General features: G+C 58.6%; 15 protein-coding genes. 5 read left to right on the top strand and 10 right to left on the bottom strand.

All coding sequences use genetic code 11. From position 1 onward, the window contains the following. Nucleotides 1-94 precede the first annotated feature (94 nt). From VN577_06485 to VN577_06475, 3 genes are all read left to right on the top strand, one after another. Nucleotides 95-1087 (top strand): hypothetical protein, encoded by a 993-nt coding sequence (locus tag VN577_06485; GenBank protein ID HWR14455.1) that lies wholly within the window; start codon nucleotides 95-97, stop codon nucleotides 1085-1087. A 93-nt stretch (nucleotides 1088-1180) separates the two neighbouring features. Next, nucleotides 1181-2065: an energy transducer TonB gene (locus VN577_06480; GenBank protein HWR14454.1), complete on the top strand. Its 885-nt coding sequence runs from the start codon at nucleotides 1181-1183 to the stop codon at nucleotides 2063-2065. A gap of 143 nt (nucleotides 2066-2208) precedes the next feature. After that, on the top strand, nucleotides 2209-4014 hold the full coding sequence (locus VN577_06475; GenBank protein ID HWR14453.1) for a GAF domain-containing SpoIIE family protein phosphatase: 1806 nt from the start codon (nucleotides 2209-2211) through the stop codon (nucleotides 4012-4014). On the opposite strand, the gene VN577_06470 is transcribed toward VN577_06475, so the two are convergent. The 3 genes from VN577_06470 to VN577_06460 all read right to left on the bottom strand — a co-directional run bounded on the left by VN577_06470 (nucleotide 4011) and on the right by VN577_06460 (nucleotide 6580). Further along, nucleotides 4011-4268 (bottom strand): hypothetical protein, encoded by a 258-nt coding sequence (locus tag VN577_06470; protein HWR14452.1) that lies wholly within the window; start codon nucleotides 4266-4268, stop codon nucleotides 4011-4013. The genes VN577_06475 and VN577_06470 overlap by 4 nt on opposite strands. Nucleotides 4269-4332: 64 nt before the next feature. Further along, a complete protein-coding gene (locus VN577_06465) occupies nucleotides 4333-6153 on the bottom strand; it encodes a phosphoenolpyruvate carboxykinase (GTP) (protein HWR14451.1) in 1821 nt (606 codons plus the stop codon). A 73-nt stretch (nucleotides 6154-6226) separates the two neighbouring features. Next, nucleotides 6227-6580: a hypothetical protein gene (locus VN577_06460; protein HWR14450.1), complete on the bottom strand. Its 354-nt coding sequence runs from the start codon at nucleotides 6578-6580 to the stop codon at nucleotides 6227-6229. Between the two features lie 68 nt (nucleotides 6581-6648). Here VN577_06460 and pgeF point away from each other — a divergent pair, with 68 nt between their 5' ends. After that, the gene (pgeF, locus tag VN577_06455; protein HWR14449.1) at nucleotides 6649-7545 is read left to right on the top strand and encodes a peptidoglycan editing factor PgeF; all 897 of its coding nucleotides are present in this window, start codon (nucleotides 6649-6651) and stop codon (nucleotides 7543-7545) included. 33 nt (nucleotides 7546-7578) lie between these two features. Next, the gene (locus tag VN577_06450; GenBank protein HWR14448.1) at nucleotides 7579-8265 is read left to right on the top strand and encodes a hypothetical protein; all 687 of its coding nucleotides are present in this window, start codon (nucleotides 7579-7581) and stop codon (nucleotides 8263-8265) included. 59 nt (nucleotides 8266-8324) lie between these two features. Here the strand turns inward: VN577_06450 and VN577_06445 are convergent, their stop codons facing one another. The 7 genes from VN577_06445 to VN577_06415 form a co-directional block, all read right to left on the bottom strand. Next, a complete protein-coding gene (locus VN577_06445) occupies nucleotides 8325-8645 on the bottom strand; it encodes an HU family DNA-binding protein (GenBank protein HWR14447.1) in 321 nt (106 codons plus the stop codon). A gap of 118 nt (nucleotides 8646-8763) precedes the next feature. Further along, nucleotides 8764-9675: a signal peptide peptidase SppA gene (sppA, locus tag VN577_06440; GenBank protein ID HWR14446.1), complete on the bottom strand. Its 912-nt coding sequence runs from the start codon at nucleotides 9673-9675 to the stop codon at nucleotides 8764-8766. Between the two features lie 21 nt (nucleotides 9676-9696). Continuing rightward, on the bottom strand, nucleotides 9697-10314 hold the full coding sequence (locus tag VN577_06435; protein ID HWR14445.1) for a LemA family protein: 618 nt from the start codon (nucleotides 10312-10314) through the stop codon (nucleotides 9697-9699). A 24-nt stretch (nucleotides 10315-10338) separates the two neighbouring features. After that, nucleotides 10339-11076: a hypothetical protein gene (locus tag VN577_06430; protein HWR14444.1), complete on the bottom strand. Its 738-nt coding sequence runs from the start codon at nucleotides 11074-11076 to the stop codon at nucleotides 10339-10341. A gap of 15 nt (nucleotides 11077-11091) precedes the next feature. Beyond that, nucleotides 11092-11853: a TPM domain-containing protein gene (locus tag VN577_06425; GenBank protein ID HWR14443.1), complete on the bottom strand. Its 762-nt coding sequence runs from the start codon at nucleotides 11851-11853 to the stop codon at nucleotides 11092-11094. Between the two features lie 53 nt (nucleotides 11854-11906). Next, entirely contained in the window at nucleotides 11907-12710 is an 804-nt protein-coding gene (locus VN577_06420; GenBank protein HWR14442.1) for a uracil-DNA glycosylase, read from the bottom strand. An 83-nt stretch (nucleotides 12711-12793) separates the two neighbouring features. Beyond that, nucleotides 12794-14827 carry an oligopeptide transporter, OPT family gene (locus tag VN577_06415; protein ID HWR14441.1) on the bottom strand — a complete coding sequence of 678 codons (2034 nt, stop codon included), beginning with the start codon at nucleotides 14825-14827 and terminating at the stop codon, nucleotides 12794-12796. Between the last annotated feature and the right edge of the window lie 67 nt (nucleotides 14828-14894).

Below are 14894 nucleotides of genomic sequence, written 5' to 3'. Positions count from 1 at the left end.
CTTTCTTCTCCGAAAGCGCGGTTTCGGCCGCGCTTTTTCTGTTTGTCCGGCGCTTTCGCTTCTTCCTTTTGACGTATCCGGTATGCTGTTACGGATGCGCGTTACCCGCACAATCTGCGCAATCCTGCTTCTTTCGGGGATGGCCGCGGCACAGGCCGTAATCGGCGAGATGTTTGCATCGGATGCAAGCGTTCACGGTTCGGTACTGTTTTCGGGCGGAGGCATGCAGATTCAAAGCGGTTCGTCTGTGGTCGCCGGTGATGCCGCAGCGGTGCTGAAGTTGCGCCGCGGAGGAGAGGTCAGAGTCTGCCCGCGTACGACGGTGTCGGTTGCCGCTTCTCCCAATGGCCGAGACCTGATGTGGGGCATGAATTCGGGGGCAATCGAAGCGCACTTCACCCTTTCCTCCAGCGCCGACACGGTGATGACCCCCGACTTCCGCATCCTGCTGCCCGGACCAGGGATTTTCCACTTCGCCATCAGCTCCGACTCGGCTGGGAATGCGTGCGTGCGCGCGTTGCCGTCGAATACTGCATCCCTGATCGTCAGCGAGTTGAATGGTGACGGGACGTACCAGGTGAAGCCGAACGTAGCCGTGGTCTTCCGCAAAGGCACGATTGCGGATATCAGCCCCTTGATTCCGCCGGACTGTGGCTGTCCGCCGCCGCAGCCTGCGGTCGAACGGGCCGAGGTACCGAAACCGCCTACACCCGCGCCAGCACCAACGGCTCCGAACGACGAGCGCGACTACTTCCCCCCGCCTCCGCTGACGCCGGTGTCGCAAGCTTTCACACAACCTTCGGTGCTTGCGCCTCCGCCACAGGCCGAGTCACTACATCTCCAGATGGAAGCTCCGTTCGTTTATAAGGCCGGGGATCCGGGCCAGGAACTGGCTGACGCGGCGGCGCGTCTCAGACTGATATCCGGATCGACTTTCGGATCCGCATCGGTGTTGCCTCCGGCACAACCTCCAGCCCCGCCAACGGTGCAGCCGCCTAAGACGGCACAGGCCGAAACTCCGAAAAAACCTGTCAAAAAGGGGTTTTTCGGAAAAATTGGGTCTTTTTTCTCATCGATTTTCAGATAGAAGCCAGTTCGGTACTGGGACAAAACTCGTAATTCCTAGTACTTTTCTGAAACCTTTCCTGATTATTCAGGTCTATACTTTCAGGTAAGTACCATGTCTACCCCTGCTCTCCAGAAAGCAGAAAGCCGACGCGCAGGCCCGTCGCACGCCGATGGGTTGGTAACGATATTCGGCACCGGGACTGCCACCTACGGAGTTGATCGCAAGAACTTCATTCTGTCGTATCTCATCAACACACTTGCGATTTTGCTGGTGATCTACTCTTCGTACTGGGTAGCGACGCACAAAGAGGAAATCAAGGTAAGAATCTCGCAGGCTGTGGTTGAGATCAGCCCATATGTGATGCCGGCTGCGCCGACGCAGTCTGGTGGCGGTGGCGGCGGTGGCGACCGCGACAAACTCGCTGCTCCCAAGGGTGGCCTGCCGAAGCAGGCGCGCGAGCAATTCACGCCGCCAGCAGTGGTAATCCGCAACAACGATCCCAAACTTCCGATGGAACCAACGGTGGTAGCGCCCACCATCAACATGGCGAAAATGCCAACGCTCGGCGACCCGCTTTCGAACGTTCTGGGTCCGCCTTCGAACGGAACCGGTTCCGGTGGTGGCATCGGATCGGGTAGCGGCGGAGGCGTAGGTTCAGGACGCGGCCCCGGTGTTGGGCCCGGCTGGGGCGGCGGCATCGGTGGCGGTGCATATCGCGTGGGCGGCGGTGTTTCGGCTCCACGTATTCTGTATGCGCCGGATCCGGATTACTCCGAAGAAGCCCGCAAGGCGAAATACCAGGGTACGGTGGTGCTGTGGGTCGTGATTGGTCCCGATGGGCGTCCGCGCGACATCCGAGTGCAGCGCTCGCTTGGCCTTGGCCTCGACGAGAAGGCGATGGAAGCCGTCCGCACATGGAAATTTGATCCGGCCCGTAAAGACGGACAGCCTGTTGCCGTGCAGATCAATGTCGAAGTCAATTTCCGCCTTTACTAACCGCAACGATATCTAGAGACCTACCAGTTCCGAAGCCGGATGCACGCAGGTGCTGCATCCGGCTCTCTTCTTATTTACTTAGAGCCAAAGCCCGCATATAGTTAAGCGCGTTTCGACCGACACAAGGCAATAAACACAAGGCGATGGCAGCGGGAGAACCTAACGTGGATGGCATCGGCGCAGCGGCAGCCGAGATGAAACGGGATTACATCAGCGCGTTCGCAAACGCGCTCACCTTGTTTGGAACGCCCGAAGCGTCAGGAAATGCATTCGGCCACATTCCGTCGATCCTCGTTTCCGATTTTGACGCCATCCGCTCGGAACTCTGGCTGTGGGACGATTCTTCCGGTTCCGCCTACCTGACCAACGCAGCCGGCGAGGAAAGTTCGCACGCCAGGGACTACAGCACTCCGGATTCCGTCGTGGGTAAGGCGGCAACTTCCCTCAAGCCCATCCATAATGCACAAGTCGATCCGGACTTCGGCGCGCGCTCGGGGATAACCCACGTCAGCGCATTTCCGCTGATGTCGAAAGACAAACTCGTGGGAGTGTGTGCGAACTACTCGCGGCGTCCGGTCGAAAAGGAGTTGTTGCAGTGGTGGGAGCTTTGCTCGCACATTGCCGGAAACACGCTCCAGCAGTTGCTCAGTGATCGGGAAAACCGCAAGACCATCACCCAGCTTTCGCTTCTGTTTGAAGCGACGCGACTGCTGAACTCGACTCTCGATCTCGCAGAACTGCTGGAACTGATCCTGAAGATCGCAAAGACCGAGGTTGCGGCCGATCGCGGGACGGTGTTCCTGGTCGACAGCAAGAACAAGCAGGTATGGTCGATCGTCGCGCAGGGCTTGGACCACCAGGAGATTCGCGTTCCATTCGGCCACGGTGTGGCGGGACGAGTCGCCGTTACGGGCGAGATCATTAACGTCGCGGACGCATACACTCTTGATTATTTTGAGCGTGGGTTCGATCAGAAGACCGGATACACCACGAAGTCGCTGCTGTGCGTTCCCATCCGTCACGCGAGCGGCTACATCGTCGGGGTTATCCAGTTGCTGAACCAGACGGTAACGGGCAGATTCTCGAAGGAAGACGAAGAGTTCCTGCTGAAGCTTTCCGGTCACATGGCGATGGCGCTTGAGAATGCGCGGCTTCACCGTGATGCGCTGGAGAAACAGCGACTGGAGCGCGAACTCGAGATGGCGCGCGGGATCCAGCGCTCGTTGCTGCCGGATTCGCCGCCGATCATTCCGGGATACGAACTGTCCGTCGTCAGTGAGCCATGCTATGAAGTGGGCGGTGATTATTACGACTTTCTGAGCCTGGGACCGCAGACATTGCTGCTCGTGATCGCCGACGTCGAGGGCAAGGGCGTTTCGTCAGCGCTGGTGATGTCGAACCTGCAGGCGACGCTGCGCGCGCTGGTGATGCACCTCCATTCGCTCGAAGTGTTGGCGCTGTCGTTGAACGAAATGATGTACAACGCCAGGAAGTCACGCAAATACCTGAGCATCTTCCTCGGCGTGGTAGATACGCGCCGCAATGGTCTGCATTACATCAATGCCGGACACGTGCCGCCCATCCTCGTAAGTGGCGAGAGTGGCGAGTACAAACTCCTACAGGACGGAGGCACCGTCGTCGGACTGTTCCCGACCGCTGAGTACCAGCGCGGTTCCGCGAGACTGAATGCCGGAGACATCCTTGTCGCCAGTACGGACGGAATCACCGAGGCCTGCAACGCCGATGGCGCAGAGTACGGGTACGAGCGGCTCGCGCAGTGCGTGGCGAAGCATCGCAATAAGCCGGTTGATCAGATCATCGAATCCGTGCTGGCGGAAGTGAAAGAGTGGGCGAAAGACGGCGTCCACGTAGATGACAAGGTCCTGATGCTGCTGAAGGTCACCAAAAACCGGCAGATGGAAACCGCAAAAAGCGGCAAAAAGAACTAGCCTTCAGACACAATCAACTTGGCTTCCCGGGGAAGGTAGCTTTTCCTGCGGAACCAGTCTTCCATGTCAGCCTTCAGGCGATCGAGCGGAACGCGAACCCCAATCTCGATCACCCCGTCGCTGACGGGGAGGGTGTCGTCGAAGATCGGATCGTTGGTGAAATTCCGCATGGCGAAGTTGTCGAGCCACTTGATGGGGCAGGGATGTCGCTGGCCGGCATCTTCGTATTCGACTTTGATCTTGCGCGCGAACATGGATGGATTCCACTTTAACAAAAATGCCCCGACCGAAGCCGGGGCATTGCGTCGTAACGCGGTGCTATTTCAGTCTCTGTTCCAGCTTATCCACTTGCTCTGAAAGCTCCGTCGGCAGCCGGTCACCGAATTTGGCGAAGTATTCACGGATGAGCGGAACCTCCGCGAGCCAGCCGTCGCGGTCCACGCTCAGGATCTTCGCCAGATCTGCTTCGGAGATGCGCAGATTGGCGGTGTCGAGGTCGTTCGGACTTGGCATGCGACCGATCGCTGTGTCATTGGCATGGCCCGTGCCGTTGCAGCGTTCGAACACCCATTTCAGCACGCGGCTGTTCTCGCCATAGCCCGGCCACAGGAACTTGCCGTTCTCGTCGGTCCGGAACCAGTTAACGTAGAAGATCTTCGGCAGCTTTGCATTCTTTGTTTTGCCGATCTTGATCCAGTGCGCGAAGTAGTCGCCCATGTGATAGCCGCAGAAGGGCAGCATCGCCATCGGATCGCGGCGAAGCTGGCCGACTTTGCCGGCCGCGGCTGCCGTGGTTTCACTGCTAGCGGTCGCGCCGAGGAACGTTCCGTGCTGCCAATCGAACGCTTCGATCACGAGCGGCACGATGCCGCCGCGACGTCCGCCGAACAGGATGGCATCGATCGGCACGCCCTTCGGGTCCTGCCATTCGGGGGCGATCACCGGGCATTGCCTGGCCGGCGTGGTGAAGCGCGCATTCGGATGCGCCGCTTTCCGTGGTGTATCTGGCGTCCACGGACGACGCAGCCAGTCCATCAGATGCGCTGGCTTCTTTTCCGTCATGCCTTCCCACCACACATCGCCGTCCTGCGACATGGCGCAGTTCGTGAAGATGGAATCGTGCGTGGCCGTGAGCATCGCGTTCGGGTTGGAAAGCATGCTGGTTCCCGGCGCCACGCCGAAGAACCCAAATTCCGGATTGATCGCGTACAGGCGTCCATCCGGGCCGAACTTCATCCATGCGATGTCGTCGCCGATCGTCTCCACCTTCCATCCGGGAATGGTTGGGATCAGCATGGCGAGGTTGGTCTTGCCGCAAGCTGACGGGAACGCGCCCGTTATGTACTTCACTTCGCCATCGGGATTCGTCAGCTTCAGGATGAGCATGTGTTCAGCGAGCCAGCCTTCGTCGCGTGCCTGGACAGAAGCAATGCGAAGAGCGTGACACTTCTTGCCCAGCAGGGCATTGCCGCCGTACCCGGATCCGAACGACCAGATCTCGCGCGTCTCGGGGAAGTGGCAGATGTACTTGTGCTCGGCGTTACAGGGCCAGGTCGAGTCCTGTTCGTTTGCCTGCAGCGGAGCACCCACAGAATGCAGGCCCTTCACGAAGTCACCATCGGTGCCAAGGACCTCCAGCACCTTCGCGCCCACTCGCGACATGATGTGCATGTTCGCGACCACGTAAGGCGAGTCGGTGATCTCGACGCCGATCTTGGAAATCGGAGAGCCGATCGGACCCATACAGTAGGGGATCACGTACATCAGGCGTCCCGTCATGCAGCCGCGGTAAAGCTCCGTCATCTTCTTCTTCATGACGGCAGGGTTTTCCCAGTTGTTGCTTGGGCCGGCGTCCTTCTTCTCAACCGAACAGATGAAGGTGCGATCTTCCACGCGCGCCACATCTGCGGGATTGGAGCGCACCAGGACACTGTTAGGACGTTTCGCGGGATTCAGGGGAATCGCTGTTCCGGCCTGCACCATCAGCCGGAGCATCTCCTGGTATTCCTCCTGCGATCCGTCGCAAACGCGGATCTGGTCGGGTTTACAGAGCCGCGCAGTTTCTTCTACCCACTGCGCTAGCTTGCTGTTTTGGATATTCAGGCTGGGGGATTTCAGTTCAACAGTAACGGTGGTCATAAGGGCATCCTTGGTAAAAAAACAAAAAGCCACGCTCAAGGGACCGTGACTTAGATGCGGGGCCGAACAAAAACTAGGCCGGTACGCGGGCGTCGTAAGCCTGGCGCACAGCCTCCAGATGCTCGAGGGTTTCCTTTACGGTCAAGCTGTACATCTCACGACCGCCTTCGCCTGACTCAATCGCTGTTTTCAGGAAATGACCGGCGATTTCGACCGCGAGGGGATCGGTGATCACCTTGCCGGTTTGGCGGTTATATTCCACCCAGGCCGGGTGAGGCAGGGCGATCCAAACGGAACGCCCATTGGCAAGAAACTTCACGTCGATGGCATCGGCGTGGCGGGTAGCCACAGCCACAATGAGTGCTTGATAGGCGCAATGAACATCTTCGCCCGACCAGCGGTCTTTTACCGTGAATTCTGCAAACATAGCAACCAACCAGTGTATCTGAGGCCCGACTCAGGCGGCAATCAATAGGTGATTGTTACAATCGACTTGTGGGTCAACAGGTTACCAAGATTAAGCCGGTCCGCGTAAGGGCTCCGCGCCCGGAGGTACTCCAGGCAGAGAACCTCAAGCAATTGGAGTTCGTGGTACACGGGTTCAGTACCCGCAACGGTGGAGTCTCGGACGCCTACGGCGGCGAGTCGCTCAACCTCGGCATCACCGAAGCCGACACCCGCGCGAACGTTCAGGAAAACCGGCGCATCTTCTTGCGTGCCATCAACGCCATCAAGGGCCGTGACACGTGGCCGCTGGTCACGACCCGGCAGGTGCATTCCGCTGTGATTCACCATGTCCAGCAGGTTCCCAAAGAACCGCTGGTTGGCGACGGCGTGATTACGGACTTGCGTGGAGTGGTGCTGACGGTCCGAACGGCCGACTGCATCCCCGTGCTGCTCGCCGACAAAAAGAAGAAGGCTGTGGGTGCCTTCCACGCCGGATGGCGCGGGACCCTGGCGCGCATCGTCGAGAAGGGTGTCGGGGAGATGCATCTGAAGTTTGGCTCGCAGCCGAAGGACATATCAGCGGCCATTGGTCCCGGCATCCACCGCTGCTGCTACGAAGTCGACGAAAGTTTCCGCGACAAGTTCTCGGCGCAGTTCGCGTATTCCGACGCTCTGTTCGAGGAAGTGTTCGACTCCAACGCTTTGCACATCAAGTACCCGCTGCTGTTCCTCAACCAGCGGGCTCCGGGGCATGGCGCTCCGGCCATGAAGGCGCACCTCGACCTGATCGAGGCCAATCGCCGGCAACTGCTTGATGCCGGAGTGCCGGAAAAGAACATCTGGATCAGCGACCTGTGCGCATCGTGCCGCACCGACCTGCTGTTCTCGCATCGGGCTGAGCACGGCTATACGGGCCGCATGATGGCCGCCATCGGAATTCGCTGAGTTATTTCAGCTACTCTGGACTAAACTCTCCGCATGCGACGACTCCTTGTCTTCGCCTGGACCCTGCTCTTCGCTTCCGTGTCCTTTACGAGCGAAATTGCTGTGATCGAACCCGGTGAGTTTCACGGGGCCGACGTCGAGTCGATTCACGTGGAAGATGGCGAACTCTGGCTTGGTCTTTACGCCAACCCGGGAGGTCACTTCTGGCAAAGGGTGGTAGTCCGCGTCGAATCCAGTCGTGACGAGATGGTTGACGACGAAGGCCAGACCACCGGCCGAATCTTCACCGCGACAACTTACAACGTGCCGCTTTTCCTTGTCCGAGGTTTGGACGACCTGCTGACCCAAAAAGTCATTACGTCCAGAATGGATGTGTCACTCGCGAATGGCAGTGTCGAGCCAGTCTCTCTGAACGGCACCGACTACCGCATCGAAGTTACGAATCCTAAGTCGAAAGAGAAGCAGATCACCGATGGGTCGGCCGCTGTGCTCATCCATGGAGCGGAGCGCCAAGAACTGTTCACGGTCCCGAACGGCGCCAACGAACCCGATTGGCGGCTGATCTGGGCAGGCGATCTGGATGGGGACGGGAAACTTGATCTCTATATCGACATGAGCGATCACTACAACGTTTCCCAGAGACGATTGTTTCTTTCGTCGCGAGCTGAGCCGGGAAAACTCGTAAAGCAGGTGGCCGAATTCGTTACTACTGGCTGCTGATTGATTAGAAAAGCGAAACGCGGGCGCACGGCCCGCGTCCCTGTCTACTTACGAGTTCTTTAGATTCCGTCGCCGTTCGCCGCCGCGGCTTCCGGCGTAATCTCGCCGGTGTTCACCACGTCCTTAAGTTCTTTGCTGGGCTTGAAGAACGGAATTTTCTTGGCGGGAACATCCACTCGGTCGCCCGTCTTGGGATTGCGTCCCACGCGAGGCTTGCGCTGGCGCGTGCGGAAGCTGCCAAAGCCGCGGATCTCGATCTTGTCCCCTGCACGTAAGGAGTTGACGATACTCTCAAATATCGTCTCGACAATGGTTTCGCTGTCTTTCCGAGTCAAGTCGGCTAGCCGCGATACTTCTTCGATCAGATCGGCCTTGGTCATTTCGCTCTCTCGCGCTTCAAAGTTGACAGTGGCGCTGTCTGTACCTTGGGCCCAAGCTAAGGGGCTGATTTCTCAGATAGTTATACCTGATCCCCTGCTGCGGGACAAATTTTTTCGTTTACTTCCAGAGATAGTAAAAACCGGGGTGCTGCTGGAGCAGTTTGCCCGGATCGGGCCAAATCTCCGAAACATCCCCGAACAGGAGATCCATCAGGTTTCGTTTCTCCTTCTCGGCACGGACCAGAGTAGGATCTCCTTTGATCCCAACATCCTTTGCCGTAGCCTGCACGACCGCTTCAAAATCGCCGATTTCGTCCACCAGTTTCAGGTTCTTGGCTTCTTCGCCGGTCCAGACTTTGCCGTCGGCGATGGCCTTGATGTCTTCCTGCTTCATTTTGCGGCCGTCGGCAACGGAACTGATGAACTGCCCAAGCATGTTCTGGGCAAGTCCCTGGAGGTATTGCTGTTCGGCCGGGGTCAACTCGCGGGCAGGATTGCCGGTGTCCTTGAACTCACCGGTCTTGATGACCACGTTCTTCATCTTGGCCCACTTCAGCAGGTCCTGATAATTCACCCATTCCATGATCACGCCGATAGAGCCCACGATCGACCCATTGTTGGCATAGATCTTTTTCGTACCTGCTGCGATGTAGTAGGCGCCACTCGCTCCGACCGTCTCGATCGAGGCGACAATCTCTTTCTTCTTGTCGTCCCGGATGCGCCGGACCTCGCGGTAAATCTCCTCGGAGGCCGCTACTCCTCCGCCCGGCGAGTTCACGTGCAGAATGATGGCCTTCACCGAACTGTCGTCGGCGAACTTCTTGAGCTGCTTTACCGTCTGTTTTGGCGTGATGATCACGCCCTCAAGATCGACGACAGCGATTTTGCCACCGCTGCCGGCACGAACCACCTCCGTGCGCGTCTGGTTACGAACCGTGTAGTAAACGAGCGAGAAGATGGCGAGAAGGAATACAAAAAATGCGCCCCCGCCAATCACAACCCAGAGAAAAGTGCGGCGTCCGTCACTCATAGATTTCCGTCTCCAGCGTGGTTACCGCGCTGGTGCGGGCTGCGGTGTTGATTGAGGAGTCGTGTTTCCCGTTCCAAAATCAACTTTAGGAGTCTGCCGCGACCCTTCCGAGGCGGCAAAGTATGCGTCGTTGATCTTGAATCCGGCAAACCCGGCATAGATATTGTTCGGGAACCTCTGCACGTACGTGTTGTAGTCCTGAAGCGTGTCGTTGTAACGCTTACGCTCGACGGCAATCCGGTTCTCGGTGCCCGCCAGTTCGTCCTGCAGGCGGAGGAAATTCTCATTCGACCTGAGTTGCGGGTAGTTCTCGACCACGACCAGCAGTCGCCCGAGGGCGCCATCAAGTTGTTGGTTGGCCGCAATGCGCTCCTGTGGCGTGCCCGCCGACAACAGTCTCGACCGAGCCGCCGCTATGTCGCCGAACACTTTCTGCTCCTGCTGCGCGAACCCTTTCACGGTCTCGACCAGGTTGGGAATCAGATCGGCCCGGCGCTGAAGCACGATATCGACTTGCGACCAGGCAGCCTTGACGGCCTCGTTCTTCGTGACGAGCGTGTTACGAACGCCAACGTACTGGCCGAACAGGACCAGTAGAACGACAACGATAATGACAATGGCAATGATGCCCTTACGCATGTGATCTCCTGAGAAACTCGCGTATTATGAACGGCCCAGTGTACCCGACTCCATAGCTTTATCAACTGCCGCGGTTACCTGCTCGATGGCAGCGAGGTAGCGTTGCGCCAGGCCCGCCACCTTAACCTTGCCGCGGTCGGTACGGTGCTCGCGGACATCGAGTACCTCCAGTACCGCCGATACGTCGAAATCAACCAGCTTCGAAAGCGCTTCGACCGAACCGCGCTTGCCGCTAGGTTCCGGCTGTCCCAGGGCGAGCGCTGCATGGCGGAACAGCGTGACAAACGAAGGGACGGAACGCAGCAGCAACTCCCATAGAGATTTGTCTTTGTCCGAGGCCAGGACCAATTCCTTCCGCAATAGCACCAGTTTTTCACGTAACTCGTATTCCACCTGGACGCGGTGCAGGTTCATCGGAACATGCAGCCCTTGCAGAACGTCGTTCCCGTACAGCAACCGGTGATGATGCTGCATGTCGAGTAATTCAATGGTGAAGACGTCAGCGCTGCGCTCCAGTTCCGCGCGCGACATGACAAGAGGAGCAGGCTGATGCTGCTTGGCCCACCACTTTGCCACCGGGGCGAACGACTGCAATGCGGAAAACGACACGTCGCGAAGGACGCAGAAGATGTTCAGGTCTGAGAACTCGTGGTCATATTCACCGGTTGCGGCAGAACCGTAGAGAATGATGCATTCGAGATTTGCCTCGGCCGTTTGTCGGGCTCGGTCGACGAATTCTTTAATCTTCTTTTCAGGATCCATAAGCGTCCTCGATTCTTACCAGCTACTGCTTGCGCCTCCACCGCCGGAACGGCCACCGCCAAATCCACCAAAGCCACCGCCGCCTCCACCACCGAATCCCCCGAATCCGCCGCCTCCACCTCGTCCGCTGAGTGCAGAAAAAAGAAACAGGTAAAGCAGCGTGCGTCCGAATGGCGTGAACAACGCGAACAGGATCAGGATGATGATAAGGATTACGCCACCGACCGAGATCTGGTCTGAGTCATTGGCGCGGGCCGGAACGGGCAGCGCTCCGGTGAGTTGCACTCCAGCGTCTTGCGCAATGACGCCGGCGACTCTGCTGGTGACGAGCAACAGCGCATCGCTATAACGGCCCTGCTGCATCAGCGGTATGGCTTCGCGCTGGAAGCCGCCGACTTTGCCGTCGGGGAGGATTGGCTCCAATCCGTAGCCTACTTCGATCCGGGCGCGACGGTCCTTGATGGCATAAAGAATCAGCACGCCGCGATCGGTCTTCTTCGTTCCAACGCCCCAGCTCTGGAACAGTTCGACCGCATAGCTCTCTATGTCTTGGCCATCAACGGTGTTCACCGTTACCAATGCGATCTGCGCGTTAGCTTTGCGGTCGACTTCCAGGGCGAGGTTATTGATCTTTGTGACGGTACCGGCGTCAAGCACATGGGCAAAGTCGTTGACGTAACCCGTGGGTTTGAGCTGCGAGACAGGTTCGCAGAAGAGGAGCGGCGTGATCAGCAGAATGAGAACTGCCGCTATGGAAGCTTTCGCGCGAACCCTCATCGTTGGCGATTGTACAGGAGGTTGCGCTGCGTCATCCGTGACGCGAACTGTGGCTACTTCTTGGGAACTCCGAGACCCAGATACTTCATTACTTCCTGCAAGTCCTTCCAGGCTTCGCCCTTCTGCCGCGGATCGCGTAACAGGTACGCCGGATGATACGTCACACGTAACTGGGTGCCACGATAGTCGTACCAGTGCCCACGCATATTGGCCATCGTGTCGTTGAGCCCGAGCAGGCTCTTCGCAGCTACCGCACCGAGGGCCACGATCGCCTTGGGCTTGATCACGTCGATCTGGCGGAACAGGAACGGCGAGCAGGTTTCGGTTTCGTCTCGCTCCGGCGTGCGGTTTCCGGGCGGACGGCACTTCACCACGTTGGCGATGTAAACCTGCTCGCGCTGCAGGCCCATCGCCTCGATCATTTTGTTCAGCAGTTGGCCTGCGCGTCCTACGAAAGGTTCGCCCTGCTCGTCTTCGTCTGCTCCCGGACCTTCGCCGACAAACATCAGGTCGGCCGTGGGATTCCCGACGCCGAAGACGATCTGCTTGCGTCCCTGGGCGTGCAGTTTGCAACGAGTACATTCGCCGATGTCTTCGCGAATGACGCGCAACGCCGTGACAGGATCCGAGTGTTCCACTACGGCTTTGGCCATTTCGCGATCAAACTCCTCTTGCTCGGAATTGCGCTGGTCCATCTCGAGCCCCATCGATTGCTCGATGTGCGCCATTTGCTCCGGCGTAGGCTCGGGGACTTCTTCCCCGGCGCGACGGTAGAAATCGTAAATTCCCAAGTCGCGGTAGTAGTTCACGCGAGCAGCAATCGCACGGCGTTGTTCCGGGGTAAGTGCGCGAGGCATGAAAGATTTTTGTATCACATGGAGCGGCACAGGCAAAAAGGAAAGCCGGTCGCGAACGACCGGCTTAGGGAAGAACAACAGGATTACATGATCGCCGTCGGCGGAGCAGGCTCGTCGGGCGAACCGGCGTTGGCCAGCGGCAGACGGATCATCAAAAGGGCGATCAAAGCCAGCATGATCACGGCCGCGATGTCCGGAGCGCGGTCGAAGATATGCGGCAACGGTTTCCCGATTACCACGAAGATTGCGACCACGATTCCGCAGAGTGCCTCGCCGGCGATGAGACCGGATGCCGTGAGCACGCCTGCGTTTTCAACGCGCGCCTTCTGTGCGTCGTTGAGGTTCGCGCGGTTGCGCAGCTTGTCGGTGATCCAGCGGAAGATGCCACCGACGAAGATTGCGAATGTCGTTTCGAGCGGCAGATACATGCCGACCGAGAACAACATCGGGCTGCGCACTTCCACCAGGATAAGGCCGAAGCCCATCAGGATACCGACAATCACCAACGGCCATGCCATGTTGCCGCCCACGATACCTTGTGAGAGCGACGCCATTAAGCCGGCCTGCGGAGCGGAGAGTTGCGCGCTTCCGAAGGTGTAGGCCTTGTGGAGAATCATCAACGGGAAGAACAGCACAAGGCTGCTGACGGCGATTCCGAGCAGGTCGCCAATCTGCATGCGAGCTGGCGTGCCGCCAAGAATGTGTCCGACCTTGAGGTCCTGAAGCATTTCGCCAGCCACCGCCGAAGAGACGCAAACCACAGCCGCGACACCCAGCACCGCCGCAATACCCGATGGACCGCGAAGGCCCATGGCCACCATCAGCAACGCCGCGACGATCAATGTGCAAAGCGTCAGGCCGGAGATTGGATTGTTCGAGGAACCGATCATGCCGACGAGATTGCCGGACACGGCGGCGAAGAAGAATCCGAGGATGATCATCACGATCGCCGCCACAGTCGCCGCACCGATCACACCGGTGAAGAACATGTAAAGGGCGATCATGCAAAGGAAGACCACGCCGAGTCCGCCGAATACGACCTTCGCATTCAGGTCGCGCTCGGTACGGTCCGCCGCGCTGTGTCCGGCAGCGGACTTTTTCAGGTCGGCGATGGCGCGTTTCATGCCGAGGCCGAGGCTCTTGCGCATCCGGAAGAGGGTGAAGCTTGCTCCTACCAACATGCCGCCCACAGCAATGGGGCGGACGATGTGGAACCAGATGGCTCCGGCCGATGCTGCCCAACTCTCTTCGCCTGCGCCAGCCGGCATGAAAGTCGCAAGCTGCGGGCCGAGGAAGTACGAAAGGAGCGGAACCAGAAGACCCCAGGCGAACACGCCACCGGCAAAGTTAAGTGCACCGAGGCGCGGCCCGATGATGTAACCGACGCCGAGGTAAGCAGGGCTGATTGCCGGTGCGGAGAACGTGGTCATGGCGCCGGTCTGCAGTGTCGGCGAACCCGGTGCGCGGGACAGTTTCAGGGCGCTCACGCCCAATTGTCCAAGGTGAAATACAAACTCACGGCTGGCGCTGAACAGACGGATTGTGCCGAGGAAGTAGACCAGGGCGCCGATCCCCATGTTGGCGAACAGGATCTTCGCGGCCTTGCTGCCCTGTTGACCGGCCTTATGAATCTCGGATGCTGCAACCGACTCGGGATAAGGAAGCTCCGGATCCTCAACCATGACCCGGCGGAGGAGGGTGACGAACAGAATGCCAAGCGTTCCACCGACGGCCATCAGGGCCACCGATTTCCAGTAGCCGTGGGCGACGTCGAACTCAGGCCACACACCTGCAAGAACGAAAGCGGGGATGGTAAATACCGCGCCGGCCGCAACGGACTCGCCGATGGAGCCCACGGTACGCGCCATGTTCTCTTCCAGGATGGAGCCTTTCATCAGGCGCAGGAACGCCATCGCGATGACGGCGGCAGGATAAGTGGCGGCGATGGTCATGCCGGCGCGCAATCCGAGATACATGTTGGCGGCGCCAAGAATGACCGTCATGACAAGACCGAGCAGGATGGCCCGAATGGTGAATTCGCTCATCTGCATCGTCGGGGGAACGTAGGGAGTGTGCTTCCTCACCGCCGGAGGCGGCGTAGTTGTATGGGTACTCATAAAAAGAGTCCTCTTTTTGGGTGTCTCCGCTGAAGTAGGTGCCAGAAACGGCGTAAGTTTCTCACGG

Source organism: Terriglobales bacterium, from assembly GCA_035561515.1.
In the GTDB taxonomy this organism is placed as follows: Bacteria; Acidobacteriota; Terriglobia; order Terriglobales; family Acidobacteriaceae; genus DATMXP01.
The sequence above is the reverse complement of the archived record's forward strand: the minus strand, read 5'-3'. Positions and strand labels throughout refer to the sequence as shown.

Bases quoted from the DNA above. Each gene is read 5' to 3' on its own strand.
- VN577_06425 (HWR14443.1), bottom strand. From the start codon at position 11,853: ATGAGGGTTCGCGCGAAAGCTTCCATAGCGGCAGTTCTCATTCTGCTG.
- VN577_06485 (HWR14455.1), top strand. From the start codon at position 95: ATGCGCGTTACCCGCACAATCTGCGCAATCCTGCTTCTTTCGGGGATG.
- VN577_06420 (HWR14442.1), bottom strand. From the start codon at position 12,710: ATGCCTCGCGCACTTACCCCGGAACAACGCCGTGCGATTGCTGCTCGC.
- VN577_06445 (HWR14447.1), bottom strand. From the start codon at position 8,645: ATGACCAAGGCCGATCTGATCGAAGAAGTATCGCGGCTAGCCGACTTG.
- VN577_06480 (HWR14454.1), top strand. From the start codon at position 1,181: ATGTCTACCCCTGCTCTCCAGAAAGCAGAAAGCCGACGCGCAGGCCCG.
- VN577_06475 (HWR14453.1), top strand. From the start codon at position 2,209: ATGGCAGCGGGAGAACCTAACGTGGATGGCATCGGCGCAGCGGCAGCC.
- VN577_06430 (HWR14444.1), bottom strand. From the start codon at position 11,076: ATGGATCCTGAAAAGAAGATTAAAGAATTCGTCGACCGAGCCCGACAA.
- VN577_06415 (HWR14441.1), bottom strand. From the start codon at position 14,827: ATGAGTACCCATACAACTACGCCGCCTCCGGCGGTGAGGAAGCACACT.
- VN577_06435 (HWR14445.1), bottom strand. From the start codon at position 10,314: ATGCGTAAGGGCATCATTGCCATTGTCATTATCGTTGTCGTTCTACTG.
- VN577_06470 (HWR14452.1), bottom strand. From the start codon at position 4,268: ATGTTCGCGCGCAAGATCAAAGTCGAATACGAAGATGCCGGCCAGCGA.
- sppA (HWR14446.1), bottom strand. From the start codon at position 9,675: ATGAGTGACGGACGCCGCACTTTTCTCTGGGTTGTGATTGGCGGGGGC.
- VN577_06450 (HWR14448.1), top strand. From the start codon at position 7,579: ATGCGACGACTCCTTGTCTTCGCCTGGACCCTGCTCTTCGCTTCCGTG.
- VN577_06465 (HWR14451.1), bottom strand. From the start codon at position 6,153: ATGACCACCGTTACTGTTGAACTGAAATCCCCCAGCCTGAATATCCAA.
- VN577_06460 (HWR14450.1), bottom strand. From the start codon at position 6,580: ATGTTTGCAGAATTCACGGTAAAAGACCGCTGGTCGGGCGAAGATGTT.